The organism is Nocardia sp. NPDC050175 (genome assembly GCF_044459885.1).
GTDB lineage: Bacteria > Actinomycetota > Actinomycetes > Mycobacteriales > Mycobacteriaceae > Nocardia.
On sequence record NZ_JBITJI010000014.1, the window covers coordinates 31,877 to 48,430 of the forward strand.

Here is a 16,554-nt window from a genome sequence, read left to right on the forward strand (position 1 = left end):
TCAGGAAACGTATTCGGACAGAACCAACCGGTCCCGTGGGAGGGCATTGGCGTCGGCGCGTCACGTCCATGTAATTCTGTTCGGACACGTAACGACAGAGAGTTTCCGATGACGGTTTCGGCAGCACAGTTCGTAGATCGCCGGTTCGCGACCCTGGTCGCCGAGTTCGACCGGCTGTTCCGGCGACCCACCGACGGCGGCGGGGCGCTCGCGGTCTACCTGCACGGCGAGCCGGTCGTGGACGTCTGGGCCGGGTACGCCCGGCCTGCGGTGCCGTGGGAACGGGACACCGTGGCCATGGCGTATTCGACCGGCAAGGGCGTGGCCAGCACGCTGCTGCATCGGCTCGCCGAGCGCGGCCGGGTCGCGTACGACGAGCCCGTCGCGACGTACTGGCCCGAATTCGGTGCCGCGGGCAAGGAGCGCATCACCGTGCGCGAATTGCTCAGCCACCGAGCGGGTTTGCATCGGCTGCGCGGACTGCTGCCCGGGCCCTACGACCGATTCTTCGATGATGCGGCGGTGACGGCGGCACTCGCCGCGGCGGTGCCGGACCCACGTCATCTGGTCACCAGCGGGTATCACGGAATCACCTTCGGGCACTTGGTCGCCGAGCTGGTGCGTCAGATCACCGGTACGGAGTTCACCGAGGTGCTGCGCACCGAGATCGCCGAACCGCTTGGCGCCGAGGAACTCTGGTTCCGGGTGCCGGACGGCGAACGCCACCGCATCGCGGCCAACTTTCCCCGGCTGACGGTCGCGGGCATGAGCTGGGAGAACAGCTCCCGGCTGCTCGGCCGCACCAGGTTCTCGGCCGCCATGGACACCACGCCGAAGGGTTTCGCCGATCTGGTTTCCGATCCGCGCCTGCATGATTCGGTGATGCCGGGCCTCAACGGCGTGTTCTCCGCCCGCGCCCTTGCCCGCGTGTACGGCGCGCTGGCCAACGGCGGCGAACTCGACGGATACCAGCTGCTGCGCCCGGAAACCATCGAGTTGATCACCCAGCGACAGGTATTCACCCCGGATTACGTTCTGGCCCTGCGTGTCCCGTGGGCCCTCGGCTACCACGCCGTCCCGATGAAGCCGTCCAAGGCCGACCCGATCTCCGCCTTCGGCCATTTCGGCCTCGGCGGCTCCGGCGCGTTCGCCGACCCCGCCACCGGCATGTCCCTCGGCTTCGTCACCAACCGCCTGGGCGGCCGCCTGACTCCCCTGGGCGACGCCCGCCTGGCCCGCCTCGGCACAGTCGCCCACAACCTCGCCAAAGCAGCCTGACCCGCCAGACCCCAAGGCCCCCTCAGTCGCCGAGACGCGACGAAGGGCGCCTTCAGTCGAGGGGCTAGCGCTGACCGAAGGGGGCCTTCGGTCGCCGAGACGGGATGAAGGGCGCCTTCGGTCGGGTGGCTCGACGGCGGGTCAGTCTTGGGGACGAGACACCCGCTGGGGAATCGTCGGACGTATTGGTTGCGGGGTGGCAGCATGTGCGGCATGGAGTTGGTCAGTATGGAACGAATCACGGCTGCTGCGGAGTTGCTGGCGCCGGTGATTCGGAAGACGCCGATCGTGGCGTCGCGCGTGCTTTCCGAGCGGGCCGGCACCGAGGTGTGGCTGAAGTGCGAGAACCTGCAGCGGACCGGGTCGTTCAAACCGCGCGGGGCCTATAACCGGATTGCTAATCTGCCCGCCGCGGACCGCGCTCGCGGGGTGGTTGCGGCGAGTGCCGGTAATCATGCGCAGGGGGTGGCCTGGGCGGCTACCTCGCTCGGTATCACCTCGACGGTTTTCATGCCCGTCGGTGCCTCGCTGCCCAAGCTGGCGGCCACCAAGGCGTACGGGGCCGAGGTGCGGCAGGTGGGTGAGACGATCGAGGACGCGCTGGACGCGGCCATGGAACTCGCCGACCGCACCGGCGCGACGCTGATCCATCCGTTCGACCACCCGGACATCGTGGCCGGGCAGGCGACGGTAGCGCTGGAAATCCTGGAGCAGATCCCCGACGTCGGCACGGTGCTGGTGCCGACCGGTGGCGGCGGGCTGCTGGCGGGCATCGCGGTGGCGCTGCATCAGCTGGCCCCGCAGGTGCGGGTGATCGGGGTGCAGGCAAAGGAGGCGGCGGCCTGGCCGGGTTCGCTGGCGGCGGGCAAGCCGGTGCGGGTCGGGCGGATGGCGACGATGGCCGACGGTATCGCCGTCGGGCAGCCGGGACAGGTGCCGTTCGTGCATGTGGCCGAGCATGTTTCGACGATGTTGACCGTCGACGAGGATTCCCTGTCCAAAGCGCTGCTGCTATGCCTGGAGCGGGCCAAGCTGATCGTCGAGCCAGCGGGTGCGGCGGCGGTGGCGGCGTTGATGAGTTGCGCCGCAACGGATCTCGATCTGAAGGGCCCGGTCTGCGCGATTCTGTCCGGCGGCAATATCGACCCGCTGCTGCTCACCCGCCTGATCGGCCACGGACTGAGTGCCGCGGGCCGCTATCTCGCTGTCCGCGTGACGATTTCGGATCGACCGGGCGGCTTGAGCACGCTACTCGGGGTGGTCGGTAAAACCGGCGCCAGCGTGGTCGACGTGGCCCATGCGCGCACCGGCGCCCGGCTCGCCCTCGACGAGGTCGAGGTCTTCCTCACCCTGGAAACCCGAGGCCCGAACCACCGCGACGACGTCCTGAACGCACTCGCCAACGCGGAATACTCCGTCCGGGTCGAGGACTGACAGCGACCTCGCCGTGGTCGGATCTCGAGCAACTCGATCCGGTCACGGCGAGGTCCCGTCGAACACCCTCCCGCACAGCCGAACTCGCGCTGGATTACCCGCGAAAATACAGGCGCTCAGCTGCCCAAGAACAACATGGGGCTCACGATGGCGGCCATCGGCAGCAGCACGGCGTCCATGATGGAGCCGCCGATCGGAAAAGCGACGGCCAGGACAGCGGCCATGAACATTGCCAAGCTGTTGCCCACGATGGATCCGATCATTTCCTCTTCTCCTTCTGTTCGTTACTTCCGGTAGCTGTCGAGCTGTACGAAGACTCGAAGTGCCATCAAGCAGAGAACCGGGTAGAGGCCACTTCACCTGGTCAAGGGCGAGGTGCTCGGACGCCTTTCAGATGGGCGCCGCGACTCATGATAAGTCATGAGTGGTCCGATATGGGTGTTTCCAGATATTTGCTGAAGACCCCGCCTGGTAGCGGCGCCTGGACCCGTGCCGACCGGACGCGGTGGCGTCCGGTCGGCCCCTCATCGGGCGACTGTCAGCACTTGCGCTTGTAGAAGTACTTCGAGTTGGCGTCCATGTCCGCCTGGGTGATCGCGATCATGTCGGTCTGGATATTGCGGGTGACCGGCTTGCCCTCGATCGCCGCGGCCGCCTGGTCGACGCCCTTGGCGCCGATGCCCGCCGGGTCCTGGGCGATAAGCGCTTGCACGGTACCGGCTTTCAGGTCCTCGACCTGCTTCGGGCTCGCGTCGAAGCCGACCAGCTTCACCTGACCGAGCTTGTTCGCGTTGCGCAGGCCGGTGGCCGCGCCCTCGGCCGAGCTCAGGTTGGTCGCGAAGATACCGGCGAGATCCGGGTGCGCGGCCAGCGTCGCGGTGACGATCGAAGCCGCCTGTGCCGCTTCGTTGTTGTTGTACTGCACGCCGAGCGAGGTGATGCCGGGGAAGCTCTTGACCGCGTCCTCGAAACCCTGCGCGCGAGCGTCGGTGGTGGACGTGCCCGCCTTGGTGTTGATCACCAGCACGGGCCCCTTCTCCCCCACCAGCTTCGCCAGGGTCTGCGCCGCGAGCGCGCCGCCCTTCTTGTTGTCCGACGAAATCGACGACAGCGCAATGGAAGTGTCGTCGAGCGCGGTGTCAACCTCGACGATCTTGATGCCCGCGTCCTTGGCCTGCTTGATCGGATTGGCCATGGCGGTGGCGTGCGTCGGCGCGATCAGGATGCCGCCCGGCTTGTTCGCCACCACACCGGTCAGCACCGGCGTCTGGGAGCCTGCGTCGAACTTGGTCGGCGCCTGCGTGTCCAGCTTGTAGCCGAGCTTCGTGGCTTCGTCCTGTGCGCCGCACTGCATCGAGATGTAGAACGGCTCGTCGGCGACGCCGGGGATCAGCACCAGCTTCTTGCTGTCCGTGCTGCCCGAATTGCTCACCTGCCCACTACAAGACACCAACAGCGCGCTGATCGACGCCATCGCGCCGATCACCACCGCTGTCCGCTTGGCCACCCTCATTGGTTACCTCCACCGTTATTGTGTTGTTCCACTATCGAATTCCTACTTCCGATCACGGGCCCGGCGGCGGAGCTGGTCGAACCAGACCGCCGCGACGAGGACCACGCTCACCGCGATCGGCTGCCAGAACACCGGCACCTGCGCGATGACGAACCCCTTCTTCAGCACCGACGGAATGAACACGCCGATCACGGTGCCGACGATCGAGCCGACACCACCGAAAAGGCTGGTGCCGCCGATCACTACGCCCGCGATGGCATCCAGGTTGTCGGTGGTGTGCCCGCCGATGGTGGTGGTGCCGAAGTAGGCCAGGTTCATGAAGCCCGCCAGACCGGCCAGCACGCCGGTGAGCAGGTACACCGACACCAGGTGCCGGGTGACCGCGATGCCGGAGCGCCGGGCGGCTTCCTCATTGGAGCCGATGGCGTAGGTGTAGCGGCCGAAGCGGGTGGTGTGCAGCACCCAGGCGGCGAGCACGGTCACCACGGTGGCGACCAGCACCAGGTTCGGGATCCCGCCCAGCGTGGTGCCGAAACCGAGTGTGTCACGCAGGTTTTCGGGGACGGTCCGGGTGTCCACCCCGCCGGTGATCAGCTGGGCCGCGCCGAGTGCGGCGCCGAACGAGCCGAGCGTGACGATCAGTGGCGGAATCTTGGCCTTGGCCACCAGCAATCCGTTGATCAGGCCCCAAAGGCCGCCGCCCGCAATGGAAAGCAGGAAGCCGACGGCGATGATGCCCCAGCCCGCGCCGGTGGCGTCCTGGTCCGGGCTCAGCCACTCCATCGATTTGGCGCCGATGACGCCGGAGAAGATCAGCACCATGCCGACCGAGAGGTCGATGCCGGAGGTGATGATCACGAACGTCATCCCCACCGAAAGAACAAGCAGCACCGAGGTTTCGATGAGCAGCGTCTGAAAGGTGAACCGGGTCGGGAACGCATCGGGCCGCAGGATGCTGAACACGATGCACAACGCGACCAGCACGACGCCGATCCACACCGTGCTCGCGCCCATCAGTCGTTGCAGGACAGTGCGTTCCGGCAGTTCGGTGCCGCCGTTGTCGTTTCCGTCGACGCTGACGGACTTGACCTCGCTCACGCGGCCCCCTCCTGTGACAACGCGCCGGTCATGGCGCCCACCAATTGCTCGAGCGTGGCCTCGGCCGCGGTGAACCGCGCCACCCGCCTGCCGAGCCGCAGCACTTCGATGCGGTCCGCGACCGCCAAGACCTCCGGCATGTTGTGGCTGATCAGCACCACCGCGATGCCCTCGCCGGCCACCCGGCGGATCACCTCGAGCACCCGCTCGCGCTGCACCACGCCGAGCGCGGCGGTCGGCTCGTCCATGAACACCACCTTGCTGGCCCACATCACCGCCCTGGCCACCGCGACGCTCTGCCGCTGCCCGCCGGACAGCGAGCCGATCGGCACGTCGGCGCTCTGCAGGGTGACGCCGAGGCGCCGGAAGTGTTCGACCGCTTGGGCTCTCATCGCGGTGCGGTCCAGCATGCCGAGCCGGCCCGCCAGGCCCTTACGCACCAGTTCGCGGCCGAGGAACAGGTTCGCGGCCGGGTCAAGATCGGGCGCCACCGCGAGGTCCTGATACACGGTCTCCACGCCGAGTTTGCGTGCGGCGGTTGGCGTATTCAGCACCACCGGCTTGCCGTCCAGCAAAATCCGCCCGGAATCCGGCTGCTCGGCCCCGGAAAGGCATTTCACCAGAGTCGATTTACCCGCACCGTTGTCGCCGATCAGCGCGACGACTTCACCGGCGCTCACCTCAAAGTTCGCGCCACGCAACGCCTCGACCCCGCCGTAGCGCTTCACCAGCCCCTCGGCCCGCAGCGTGACGACGGAATCGCCCCCGGTATCGGCATGCTTCGCCGCATCGTCCGAGGTCATCGGCCACATCCGTGCGCGCACAGCTGAGCAAACGTCCAGTCCATCGCCCGATGCTACGTTCGCCCCATCATCTCGTGGGACGTATTCGGCAAAATGCGGAAGACGCAACGGAATCCGGTTTCCGAGCCGAGAAAACAATGCACGGAATGTTCATGTTGGCAGGTTCCTCGGGTAGGGCTCGCCAATGCTGCAGTTTCGGTGCAGAAAGTCGTGGAGATTTGCGGGAACTAGCTGGCCCCGTCGCACGTCAAAGAAAATGCACAACCGTCCTGTCGTCGAGTAGGAGGAGTTGCCAATGGACCGTGGAAGCCCGCGACCAGACCTGAGCCCGCGCACCACAGCGCGACGTCTGCTGGTGGACGACCAGCAGACCGAACCAGCGCCACCCGGTTGCCTAGGGATATGAGCAGCACGGACGCCGACGTCAGCCTCGCGGAGTTCGACAGGCTGGAGCGCGCATCGTCCGAGGAAGTCGACGTCGAGCTGATCAACGGAAGGATCCACGTGGTTCCGGTCCCGGATGGCGAGCATGCTGAGTTCACCAGCATCGTCAGCGATCAGATTCGGGACCACTGCCCGGATTGGCGGCTATTCTCCCAGGTCGGCGCACGTATCCCGGCCTATCGTGAAAGTCGCGCCAGAGTGGACGGCGCCGTCGCACCGCGTGGCTGTTTCCGGGACCAGCCATCGTGGTCCGCCCCGACCGGGGTCCTGATGATCGTGGAGATCACCTCAGGCCGCGAACGCGACGCGGAAGTTGATCGCATAGAGAAGCGCGATGCCTATGCACAGGCAGACATTCCCGCATACCTGCTGATCGATCGCCATCGAGCCGAAACAAAGATCTACTGGGAACCGGCGAACGCAGAGTACCGGCACACCGCGACCGCCAAGTTCGGCGCCGCGCTCCGGCTGCCGAAACCCTTCGAGTTCGACCTGGAAACCGGCGAGTTCCTCTGATCCACACAGCATCCGGGTGTACCGACGGTCCAGCTGGTCGTCGGTACAGCTGAACTCAGTGCGCGCCGCCGAGCTCCAGTGCGAGGACGCCGAGGATGACCAGGCCGATGCCGCCGACTTGGATCAGGGTCAGGCGCTCGTCCAGGAACAGCACGCCGATGAGGGCGATGGCTGCCACGCCAACCGCGGACCAGATGCCGTAGGCGACGCCGATCTGCATGCCGCGCTTCAAGGCTTGGGAGAGGAACCAGAAGGCACTGCCGTAGCCGATCACCACGATGATCGACGGGATGACCTTGCTGAATCCGTCGGAAAGCTTCAGAAAGACGGTGGCGGTCACCTCGGACGCGATGGCAATGGCCAGCAACAACAGGGTCATGACCGCAGCGTATCGACTACCGCACAACAGCGACGCGGCGCGCTGCCGCAGCTGAAGATCCGCACTCTGACTTGGGATCTGCACTGGCTCTAGGGCCCTAGAGCCAGTGCAGATCCCAAATCAGAGTGCGGGATGTAGCTGCTCGCGGGTTCAGGCCAGCCAGGTGCGGAGTTGGGCTGTGGTGGTGGCTATTTCGGCGAGTTGGAGGGTTACCTGGGTGCCTGCGGTGCCGCCTCGGGCGTTGCGGGAGGCGATGGAGCCTTGGACGGTGAGGACCTCGCGGACCTGGGGGGTGAGGGCGGGGTCGATGGTGGCGAATTCTTCGTCGGTGAGGTCGGCCAGGCCGACGCCGCGGGATTCGGCGGCGCGGACACAGGCGCCTGCGGCCTCGTGGGCGACGCGGAACGGGACGCCCTGGCGGACCAGCCATTCGGCGATGTCGGTGGCGAGGGTGAAGCCGGCGGGGGCGAGTTCGGCCATCCGGTCGGTGTGGAAGGTGAGGGTGGCGACGAGGCCTGCGATGGCGGGGAGGAGCAGTTCCAGTTGGGCGACCGAGTCGAACAGGGGTTCCTTGTCCTCCTGCAGGTCTCGGTTGTAGGCCAGCGGCTGGGCCTTCAGGGTGGCCAGCAGGCCGGTGAGGTTGCCGATGAGCCTGCCCGCCTTGCCGCGGGTGAGTTCGGAGACGTCCGGGTTCTTCTTCTGCGGCATGATCGAGGAGCCGGTGGACCAGGCGTCGGCGAGGGTGATGTAGCCGAATTCCGGTGTGCTCCAGAGGATCACCTCTTCGGCCATCCGGCTCAGGTCGACGCCGATCATGGCGAGCACGAACGCGGCCTCGGCGGCGAAATCACGCGAGGAGGTGGCGTCGATCGAGTTGGCGGCGGAACCGTCGAAGTCCAGTTCGGCGGCGATCGCCTCGGGATCGAGTCCGAGCGAGGAACCGGCCAGTGCGCCGGAACCGTACGGCGACACCGCCGCTCGCTTGTCGAAGTCGCGCAGCCGATCGATATCGCGCAGCAGCGGATGCGCGTGCGCGAGCAGGTGATGCGCGAGCAGCACGGGCTGCGCGGCCTGCAGGTGCGTCTTGCCGGGCATCACCGCGTCGGGATGCGCGGCGGCCTGCGTCACCAGCGCGTCGACCACGTCGAGCACGCCGACCGCGACCCGGCGCACGCCGTCGCGCAGCCACATCCGAAACAGCGTGGCCACCTGGTCATTCCGCGACCGCCCGGCCCGCAGCCGCCCGCCGAGCTCGGTGCCGACCCGGTCGATCAGTCCGCGTTCCAGCGCGCCGTGCACGTCCTCGTCGGAGTCGGCGGGGGCGAACGCGCCCGAATCCACGTCCGCGGCAAGCTGATCCAACCCCGCGAGCATTCCGGCGAGGTCACTCTCGGAGAGCAGTCCGGCCTTGTGTAGCACGCGTGCGTGCGCCTTGGACGCGCGAATGTCGTAGGGCGCCAGGACCCAGTCGAACTGGGTCGACTTGCTCAGCGCCGCCATCGCCTCGGCCGGTCCGGACGCGAAACGCCCGCCCCACAGCGCACCGGTGTTCGTGCTGCCGCTCTGCGTCATGGTGTGCTGTCTCCTCCGGGTCGGATTGCGGTCATCAGTAAGTGGGAATGCATCTGCTCGGCGACGTCGGCGGGCACCACACGGCCGCGGTCGGCCAGCACGGTGACCGCGTCGGCCCGTTCGGCGGTCCAGCCGTGTTCGGCGAACCAGGCGACCGGATCGCTGCGCCCTTCGGTCGAGTACCACAGCGAGTCGACGTCCAGATCGATGTCGAGCGCGGCGAGCATGCGGTCTCGATTGTCTTGCTGCTGTTGCCTATCCGGTATCAGGTCGCCCTGCGTCGTCATATTGATCGCCACTCGGCTGCCCGGAACGCTCAGCTCTGCGATGTTGGTCAACAGGCGATCCTGCGCGTCCGCGGGGAGATAGCGCAGCAACCCCTCGACCAGCCATGCGGTCCGCGCGGCCGGGTCGAAACCCTTGTCGCGCAACGCCGCAGGCCAGTCGTTGCGCAGGTCCACCGGGACCTCGCGACGGTCGGCCGCAGGCTTGCTTTCGGCGAGCGCGGATGCCTTGAACTGCAACACCTTCGGCTGATCCAGCTCGAAAATCGTGGTGTCCGAAGGCCAGTCGAGCCGGTAAGCCCTGGCATCGAGTCCGGCGGCGACGATGACGATCTGCCGGATGCCCGCGGCGGCCGCCGCTTCGAGATAGTCGTCGAAGTAGCAGGTGCGGGCCACCAGGAGATCACCGAGCGCGCCGTAGGAGCGCACCACGGACTGGCCGATCTCGCCGATGGGGCGCTGACTCAGCTGAGTCCACGACGGCGAACCGACCGCGCTCACCAGCAGTTCGGCGTACGGGTCGCGGAACAACGCGTCGGCCCGCCTGCTCTCGCCCGCGCGCAGCGCCGCGACACCGAGTGCCGTCGCGCCCACACTGCTCACGATGTCCCAGCTGTCGCCATCGGTCCGCATCGTCGCTCCCTTCGAGTCGAGCCGATTCCTCGGCCGCCCCCGAGACTACGACCGCTTCCTGAGTGAGCCGCCGCCGACGTGCGGCTCACCAGGAGACCGAGCCTCGCGACTACTTCTGGTTCAGGTCCCGGCGCGCGGCGACCTTGGAGGACAGCCCGTGGATCTGCACGAAGCCCTTGGCCAGCGACTGGTCGAAGGTGTCGCCCTCGTCGTAGGTGGCCAGGTTGAAGTCGTAGAGCGACTGCTCGGAGCGACGTCCGTTGACGACCGCGTTGCCGCCGTGCAGCACCATCCGGATGTCGCCGGAGACGTGCTCCTGGGTTTCGCCGACGAACGCGTCGAGCGCGCGCTTGAGCGGGGAGAACCAGAGGCCGTCGTAGACCAGCTCGCCCCAGCGCTGCTCGACCTGCCGCTTGTACCGGCCGAGCTCGCGCTCGACGGTGACGGCCTCCAGTTCCTGGTGCGCGGTGATCAGCGCGATGGCGCCGGGCGCCTCGTAGATCTCCCGGCTCTTGATGCCGACGAGCCGGTCCTCGACCATGTCGAGCCGGCCGACGCCCTGACGGCCGGCCCGGTGGTTCAGCTCGACGATGGCCTCGAGCACGCTGACCGGGCGGCCGTCGATGGCGACCGGGATGCCCTTTTCGAAGCTGATGATGAGCTCGTCGGGCGCCTCGAAGTTGACCGTCGCGTCGGCGGTGTAGTCGTAGACGTCCTTGGTCGGCGCGTTCCAGAGGTCCTCCAGGAAGCCGGTTTCCACCGCGCGACCCCAGACGTTCTGGTCGATGGAGAACGGGGACTTCTTGGTGACGTTGATCGGCAGCGAGTTCTCCTCGGCGAAGGCGATGGCCTTCTCCCTGGTCCACGCGTAGTCACGGACCGGGGCGATCACGTTCAGGTCCGGCGCGAGCGCGCCGATGCCGACCTCGAAGCGCACCTGGTCGTTGCCCTTGCCGGTGCAGCCGTGCGCGACGGTGCTCGCACCGTGGAACTTGGCCGCCTCGACGAGGTGCTTGACGATGAGCGGGCGGCTGATCGCCGACACCAGCGGGTAGCGGCCCATGTACATGGCGTTGGCCTGGATGGTCGGCAGGCAGTAGTCGTTGGCGAACTCGTCACGCGCGTCCACCACGATGGCCTCGACCGCGCCGCAGTCCAGCGCTCGCTGGCGCACCACGTTCATGTCCTCGCCGCCCTGGCCGAGGTCGATGGCCACGGCCACCACCTCGGAACCGGTCTCCTTGGCAATCCAGCTGATCGCCACGGAGGTGTCCAGCCCACCTGAGTAGGCGAGTACGACGCGTTCGGACATGGTCTGTGTGCTCCTCGGTTTCGATGCTTTGTCTTCGAAGTACGGACAGGCTTCCCGCCCTAGCGGCCCGCACGTCCTGCAAATGATTATGCACGATGATGCAAGCCCATTCACAGCGGGGGTCCGGTATTCCGCCCGGCAACCCCGGGTCGTTCGCGAAAGTCACTGCCCATCAAGCGAATTACACCCTTGGCGCGCCCTGCCCGGTGTGCGACCCTGAGAAGCGGAATCTTCGGGCGGATAGAAGGACGGACGCAATGCTGCACCTCATCGCGCAAGACTTCAGCACTCTGGGCAACGACGTCCTCAACGTCGGACGCGCCGTGGTGGACCTCATCCAGGACGTGATCAACGCGGGCACGCCGAACAACGGGCCAGGTGGCGGCGGCACCGGCCAGTACCCGTTCTCCTGACCCGCGGTCAGGCGATCTCCTCGATCTTCGCGGCCAGTTCGGCCCCGGTCAGTGGTTCACGGGCGATGACGGCGATGGTGTCGTCGCCCGCGATGGTGCCGACGATGTACGGCAGCGCGGCCCGGTCCAGCGCGCTGGCCAAGTAGTGCGCGGCGCCCGGCGGAGTGCGCAGGACCGCGATGTTGCCGCTGTGGTCGGTGGAGACCAATAGATCACCGAGCAGCTTCGCGAGCCGATCGGTGCCGCCGATGACGCCGCGGATGGGATTGCCGTCCTCGGGAACCACATAGACGCCCGCGCCACCGTCGGCGGCGCGCAGCTTCACCGCGCCGAGTTCGTCGAGATCACGCGAGAGGGTGGCCTGGGTGGTCTCGATGCCCTCGGCGGACAGCAGCGCCGCCAGCTCGGTCTGGCTGCGTACCGCGTGCGCGGTGAGCAGTTCGACAATGCGGGACTGCCGCCCGGCCCGGGTGCGGGCGATCTCCGGGCCCGTCTTACCCGGTTCCGGATGCGCCACGCTCACGACACCACCTCAGATCGGTCGCACTCCGTCATGCCGCACCGTCACTTCGCTTGGCCAGCAACCACACCAGCAGCGCCTTCTGTGCATGCAACCGATTCTCCGCCTCGTCCCACACCACGCTGTGCGGACCGTCGAGCACCTCGTCGGTGACCTCCTCGCCGCGATGCGCCGGTAGGCAGTGCAGCACAACGGCATCCGGTTGTGCCTGCGCGAGCAGGTGGCTGTTCACCTGGAACGGGCGGAACGGGCCGACGCGATCGAGGCCGTCGTTCTCCTGACCCATCGACGTCCAGGTATCGGTCACCAGTGCGTCCGCGCCGTCGGCCGCGGCGATCGGGTCACCGGTCAGCGTGATGGTGGCGCCGGTCTCGGCGGCCCGCTTGCGCGCGGCCTCCAGGATCCACGGCACCGGCTCGAAACCCGCAGGCGAGGCGATGGTTACGTTCAACCCGGCGGTGACGCCACCCAGCAGCAGCGAGTGCGCCATGTTGTTGGCGCCGTCGCCGAAGTAGGTGAGGTTGCGGCCCGCCAGGCTGCCCTTGCGCTCGGCGAGCGTCTGCAGATCGGCGAGCACCTGGCACGGGTGGAACTCGTTGGACAGCGCGTTCACCACGGGAACCGTTGCGGTCGCTGCCATTTCGTCGAGCCGAGACTGCTCGAAGGTGCGCCATACGATCGCGTCGACGTAGCGCGAAAGCACAGTTCCGGTGTCCCCGAGGGTTTCCTCGCGACCGAGCTGGGTGTCGCGCCCGTCCACCACCACCGCGTGCCCGCCGAGCTGGGCGATGCCCACCTCGAAGGAGAACCGGGTGCGGGTGGAGTTCTTCTCGAAGATCACCCCGACGCCGCGCGGACCCTCCAGCGGCCGCCGGGAGAACGGCGACTGCTTGAGTTCGGCCGCGAGGGTGAGGATTTCGGCCTGCTCGGCCGGGCTCACGTCGTCGTCGCGGAGGAAGTGCCGTACCGCGTGCTGTGCTGAAGTCATAGCGCCGCAGCCTCCTTCGCATCTTGGGTCGCCGCGTCCAGGATTTCCGGCAGATCGGCGACGAAGTTGTCGGCCTGGGTTTCGGTGAGGATCAGCGGCGGCGCGAGCCGAATCACGTTGGGCTTGGCCGGATTCACCAGATATCCGGCCGCCCGTGCGCGCGCCTCGACATGGGCGGAGGCGTCGTCGGTGAGCACGATGCCGAGCAGCAGACCGGCCCCGCGCACGTGATCGATCAGCGGATGCTCCAGCAGTTCGATGCCGTCGGCGAGCCGCTTGCCGACCGACTCCACATGCGCGAGCAGATCCTGGTCGTCGATGGTGCGCAGCACCGCGAGCGCGGCCGCCGCGCAGACCGGGTTGCCGCCGAAGGTGGTGCCGTGCAGGCCGGGGGTGAGCAGTTCGGCGGCCCGGCCGGTGGCCAGCACCGCGCCGATCGGCAACCCGCCGCCGAGGCCCTTGGCGAGGGTGATCACGTCGGGCACGATGCCAACGGCCTGGTGCGCGTAGAACTTTCCGGTCCGGCCGATACCGGTCTGCACCTCGTCGAGGATCAGCAGCGCGCCATGCTTGGCGGTGATCTCGCGAGCCTTGACCAGGTAGTCGATCGGCGGCACGACAACGCCGCTCTCCCCCATCATCGGCTCGAGGAACACCGCGGCGGTGTCCTCGTCGACGACGGCTTCCAGCGCCGCGGCGTCACCGTAAGGAACGTGCACGACGCCGGCGGGCATCGGCTCGAACGGCGTCCGCTTGGCCGCCTGCCCGGTGAGCGCGAGCGCGCCCATGGTCCGGCCGTGGAACGCCTCCTCACAGGCGATGATCTTGCGCCGACCGGTCAGCCGCGCGATCTTGAACGCGGCCTCGTTGGCCTCAGTGCCCGAGTTGCAGAAGAAGGCCCGACCGCTGTGCCCGGATTCCGAAGAGCCGTCACCGAAGTGCGCGAGCAACCGCTCGGCCAGTTCGACCGTCGGTTGGTTGATATAGAGATTCGAGGTGTGCCCGAGCGTGCCGAGCTGCTCGGTGACCGCGGCCAGGATGGCCGGGTGCGCGTGGCCGAGGCTGTTGACCGCTATGCCGCCGAGGAAGTCGACGTAGCGGTTACCGTCCGCGTCGTAGACCACCGCGCCCGCGCCGCGCACCAAGGCGAGCTTCGGGGTGCCGTAGTTGTTCATCATCGCGGCGGTCCACCGCGTCTGGAGGTTTTGCTCTGCGCTCATTTTTTCGTTCCGTTCAGCGAGCCTGCCCCATTCGAGGACGGCGTCACCATCGTTCCGATTCCTTCTCCGGTGAACAGTTCCAGCAGCATCGCGTGCGGCACGCGACCGTCGATGACGTGCGCGGTCGGTACCCCGCCCTGCACGGCCCGCAGGCAGGCTTCCATCTTCGGCACCATGCCCGCATCCAGGCGCGGCAGCAACTCCGCGAGCGCCGAGGTATCGATGCGGGTAATCAGCGACGACCGGTCCGGCCAGTCGGTGTAGAGGCCCTCGACGTCGGTCAGCACCACCAGCTTCTCCGCGCCGATGCCCTGGGCGAGCGCGGCGGCGGCGGTGTCGGCGTTGATGTTGTGCACCACGCCGTCCGCGTCCGGCGCGATGGTGGAGACCACGGGGATGCGGCCCGCGCCGATCAGGTCGAGCACCGCGTCGGGGTTGACCGAGGTGACGTCACCGACCAGGCCGATGTCGGTCGGGATGCCCTCGACCTCGACGGTGCGGCGGGTCGCGGTGAACAGATTCGCGTCCTCGCCGGAGATGCCGACCGCGTATGGGCCGTGCGCGTTGATCAGCCCGACCAGCTCGCGCCCGACCTGACCGAACAGCACCATCCGCACGACATCCATCACCTCCGGCGTGGTTACCCGGAAACCGCCGCGGAATTCGCCTTCCAGGCCAAGCTTTTTCAGCATGGCGCTGATCTGCGGGCCACCGCCGTGCACCACCACCGGGTGCACGCCGACGGTGCGCAGGAAGGCCATATCGGCGGCGAACGCCCGCTCGAGTTCCGGGTCGACCATGGCGTTGCCGCCGAACTTGACCACGACGATCTTGTCCCGGAACTTCTGCAGCCAGGGCAGTGCGTCGGCGAGGATGTGCGCCTTGTCCAGTGCCGAAAGGTCTTCGTGCAGTTGGCCTGTCATGAGCTGTAGGCCGAATTCTCTTCGACATAGCCGTGCGAGAGATCGGTGGTGCGGATGGTGGCCTGCGCGGCTCCGACATTCAGGTCGATGCGGACCTCGATGTCCATCCCGGACAGGTCGACGTCGCGGGCACCGGGCGCGCCGACGCCGTCGATACAGACCGGACTTCCGTTGAACGACACCGAGATCCGGTTCGGGTCCAGGGTGACCGGCGCCATGCCGACCGCGGCGAGCACCCGTCCCCAGTTCGGGTCGGAACCGAAAAGCGCGGTCTTGACCAGACTGTCGCGGGCCACGGTGCGCGCGGCGGCCACCGCTTCGTCCTCGCTGACCGCGCCCGCGACGGTGACCAGCACCCGCTTGGTGACGCCCTCGGCGTCGCCCATCAGCTGGGCGGCCAGGTCGTCGCAGACCGCGAGGACGGCGGCGTCGAGGTCGGCCTGACTCGGGGTGACCTCGCTGGCGCCGTTGGCCAGCAGCAGCACGGTGTCGTTGGTGGAGCAGGAGCCGTCGACGTCGAGCCGGTCGAAGGTGCGGCCGGTCGCGTTGCGCAGCGCCTGGTCCAGCTGGTCGGCGGTGACGGCGGCGTCGGTGGTCAGCACCACGAGCATGGTGGCCAGCGAGGGGGCGAGCATGCCCGCGCCCTTGGCCATGCCGCCGACGTTCCACTTGTCGCGGTGGTGGAAGGCGGCTTCCTTCGGCACCGTGTCGGTGGTCATGATGGCGTGCGCGGCGTCGAGGCCGCCGGACAGGCCGCCGCCCATCTCGTGCACGATCTCGGTGATCGCGGGCACCAGCTTGTCCATCGGCAGCCGGTCGCCGATCAGGCCGGTCGAGCAGACGGCGATCTCGCCCGCGCCGGTCTCGGAGCCCCAATTGCTCAGTGCGGCAGCGAGTTCCTCGGCCGTCCTGTGCGTGTCCTGGAAGCCGCCGGGGCCGGTGCAGGCGTTGGCGCCGCCGGAGTTGAGGATCACCGCGCGCAGGCGGCCGCCGGTCAGCACCTGCTGTGACCACAGCACCGGGGCGGCCTTCACCTTGTTGCGGGTGAAGACGCCTGCCGCGGCATATTCCGGGCCCTCGTTGAAAACCAGTGCCAGGTCCGGCTTTCCGCTCGCCTTGATGCCAGCGGCGATACCGGCAGCGCGGAAGCCGAGCGGCCCGGTCACGCCCTGGTTCCGTACCAGCTTGCCGGGCTTGGGCATATCTCCCTCGCTTCGCTCGCCC

The 16,554-nt window shown here is 67.7% G+C and carries 17 protein-coding genes; 4 read left to right on the forward strand and 13 right to left on the reverse strand.

Annotation, left to right across the window (positions count from 1 at the left end):
• Window positions 1-108 precede the first annotated feature (108 nt).
• Together ACIBK2_RS36280 and ilvA are read left to right on the forward strand one after the other, a co-directional pair.
• Window positions 109-1,278 carry a serine hydrolase domain-containing protein gene (locus ACIBK2_RS36280; protein ID WP_396974202.1) on the forward strand — a complete coding sequence of 390 codons (1,170 nt, stop codon included), beginning with the start codon at window positions 109-111 and terminating at the stop codon, window positions 1,276-1,278.
• 204 nt (window positions 1,279-1,482) lie between these two features.
• On the forward strand, window positions 1,483-2,712 hold the full coding sequence (ilvA, locus tag ACIBK2_RS36285; protein ID WP_396974204.1) for a threonine ammonia-lyase: 1,230 nt from the start codon (window positions 1,483-1,485) through the stop codon (window positions 2,710-2,712).
• A gap of 116 nt (window positions 2,713-2,828) precedes the next feature.
• Here ilvA and ACIBK2_RS36290 read toward each other — a convergent pair whose 3' ends face one another.
• The 4 genes from ACIBK2_RS36290 to ACIBK2_RS36305 form a co-directional block, all read right to left on the reverse strand.
• Window positions 2,829-2,975, reverse strand: a complete 147-nt coding sequence (locus tag ACIBK2_RS36290; protein WP_387244743.1) for a hypothetical protein — start codon at window positions 2,973-2,975, stop codon at window positions 2,829-2,831.
• Between the two features lie 275 nt (window positions 2,976-3,250).
• Window positions 3,251-4,225: an ABC transporter substrate-binding protein gene (locus tag ACIBK2_RS36295; protein ID WP_357391479.1), complete on the reverse strand. Its 975-nt coding sequence runs from the start codon at window positions 4,223-4,225 to the stop codon at window positions 3,251-3,253.
• A gap of 42 nt (window positions 4,226-4,267) precedes the next feature.
• On the reverse strand, window positions 4,268-5,323 hold the full coding sequence (locus ACIBK2_RS36300; RefSeq protein ID WP_396974207.1) for an ABC transporter permease: 1,056 nt from the start codon (window positions 5,321-5,323) through the stop codon (window positions 4,268-4,270).
• Window positions 5,320-6,126 (reverse strand): ATP-binding cassette domain-containing protein, encoded by an 807-nt coding sequence (locus ACIBK2_RS36305; protein WP_396974209.1) that lies wholly within the window; start codon window positions 6,124-6,126, stop codon window positions 5,320-5,322. The genes ACIBK2_RS36300 and ACIBK2_RS36305 overlap by 4 nt, the downstream gene beginning before the upstream one ends.
• Window positions 6,127-6,528: 402 nt before the next feature.
• Between ACIBK2_RS36305 and ACIBK2_RS36310 the strand changes: the two genes are divergently transcribed.
• Window positions 6,529-7,086 carry a Uma2 family endonuclease gene (locus ACIBK2_RS36310; RefSeq protein WP_396974211.1) on the forward strand — a complete coding sequence of 186 codons (558 nt, stop codon included), beginning with the start codon at window positions 6,529-6,531 and terminating at the stop codon, window positions 7,084-7,086.
• Between the two features lie 55 nt (window positions 7,087-7,141).
• On the opposite strand, the gene ACIBK2_RS36315 is transcribed toward ACIBK2_RS36310, so the two are convergent.
• From ACIBK2_RS36315 to ACIBK2_RS36330, 4 genes are all read right to left on the reverse strand, one after another.
• Window positions 7,142-7,465 (reverse strand): DMT family transporter, encoded by a 324-nt coding sequence (locus ACIBK2_RS36315; protein ID WP_396974213.1) that lies wholly within the window; start codon window positions 7,463-7,465, stop codon window positions 7,142-7,144.
• A 150-nt stretch (window positions 7,466-7,615) separates the two neighbouring features.
• Window positions 7,616-9,037, reverse strand: a complete 1,422-nt coding sequence (gene argH, locus ACIBK2_RS36320) for an argininosuccinate lyase (RefSeq protein WP_396974215.1) — start codon at window positions 9,035-9,037, stop codon at window positions 7,616-7,618.
• Window positions 9,034-9,954 (reverse strand): class I SAM-dependent methyltransferase, encoded by a 921-nt coding sequence (locus ACIBK2_RS36325; protein WP_396974217.1) that lies wholly within the window; start codon window positions 9,952-9,954, stop codon window positions 9,034-9,036. Before ACIBK2_RS36325 ends, argH begins: the two co-directional genes overlap by 4 nt.
• 109 nt (window positions 9,955-10,063) lie before the next feature.
• Window positions 10,064-11,266 carry an argininosuccinate synthase gene (locus ACIBK2_RS36330; RefSeq protein WP_396974219.1) on the reverse strand — a complete coding sequence of 401 codons (1,203 nt, stop codon included), beginning with the start codon at window positions 11,264-11,266 and terminating at the stop codon, window positions 10,064-10,066.
• A 257-nt stretch (window positions 11,267-11,523) separates the two neighbouring features.
• Between ACIBK2_RS36330 and ACIBK2_RS36335 the strand changes: the two genes are divergently transcribed.
• Window positions 11,524-11,679 (forward strand): hypothetical protein, encoded by a 156-nt coding sequence (locus ACIBK2_RS36335; protein ID WP_396974221.1) that lies wholly within the window; start codon window positions 11,524-11,526, stop codon window positions 11,677-11,679.
• A 7-nt stretch (window positions 11,680-11,686) separates the two neighbouring features.
• Here ACIBK2_RS36335 and ACIBK2_RS36340 read toward each other — a convergent pair whose 3' ends face one another.
• The 5 genes from ACIBK2_RS36340 to argJ are packed head-to-tail and all read right to left on the reverse strand — an operon-like array spanning window position 11,687 to window position 16,532.
• A complete protein-coding gene (locus tag ACIBK2_RS36340; protein ID WP_396974223.1) occupies window positions 11,687-12,202 on the reverse strand; it encodes an arginine repressor in 516 nt (171 codons plus the stop codon).
• A 28-nt stretch (window positions 12,203-12,230) separates the two neighbouring features.
• Window positions 12,231-13,187, reverse strand: a complete 957-nt coding sequence (gene argF, locus ACIBK2_RS36345; RefSeq protein ID WP_396974225.1) for an ornithine carbamoyltransferase — start codon at window positions 13,185-13,187, stop codon at window positions 12,231-12,233.
• The gene (locus ACIBK2_RS36350) at window positions 13,184-14,407 is read right to left on the reverse strand and encodes an acetylornithine transaminase (RefSeq protein WP_396974227.1); all 1,224 of its coding nucleotides are present in this window, start codon (window positions 14,405-14,407) and stop codon (window positions 13,184-13,186) included. The genes argF and ACIBK2_RS36350 overlap by 4 nt, the downstream gene beginning before the upstream one ends.
• A complete protein-coding gene (gene argB, locus ACIBK2_RS36355; protein ID WP_396974228.1) occupies window positions 14,404-15,330 on the reverse strand; it encodes an acetylglutamate kinase in 927 nt (308 codons plus the stop codon). The genes ACIBK2_RS36350 and argB overlap by 4 nt, the downstream gene beginning before the upstream one ends.
• Window positions 15,327-16,532, reverse strand: a complete 1,206-nt coding sequence (argJ, locus tag ACIBK2_RS36360) for a bifunctional glutamate N-acetyltransferase/amino-acid acetyltransferase ArgJ (RefSeq protein ID WP_396974580.1) — start codon at window positions 16,530-16,532, stop codon at window positions 15,327-15,329. The genes argB and argJ overlap by 4 nt, the downstream gene beginning before the upstream one ends.
• Between the last annotated feature and the right edge of the window lie 22 nt (window positions 16,533-16,554).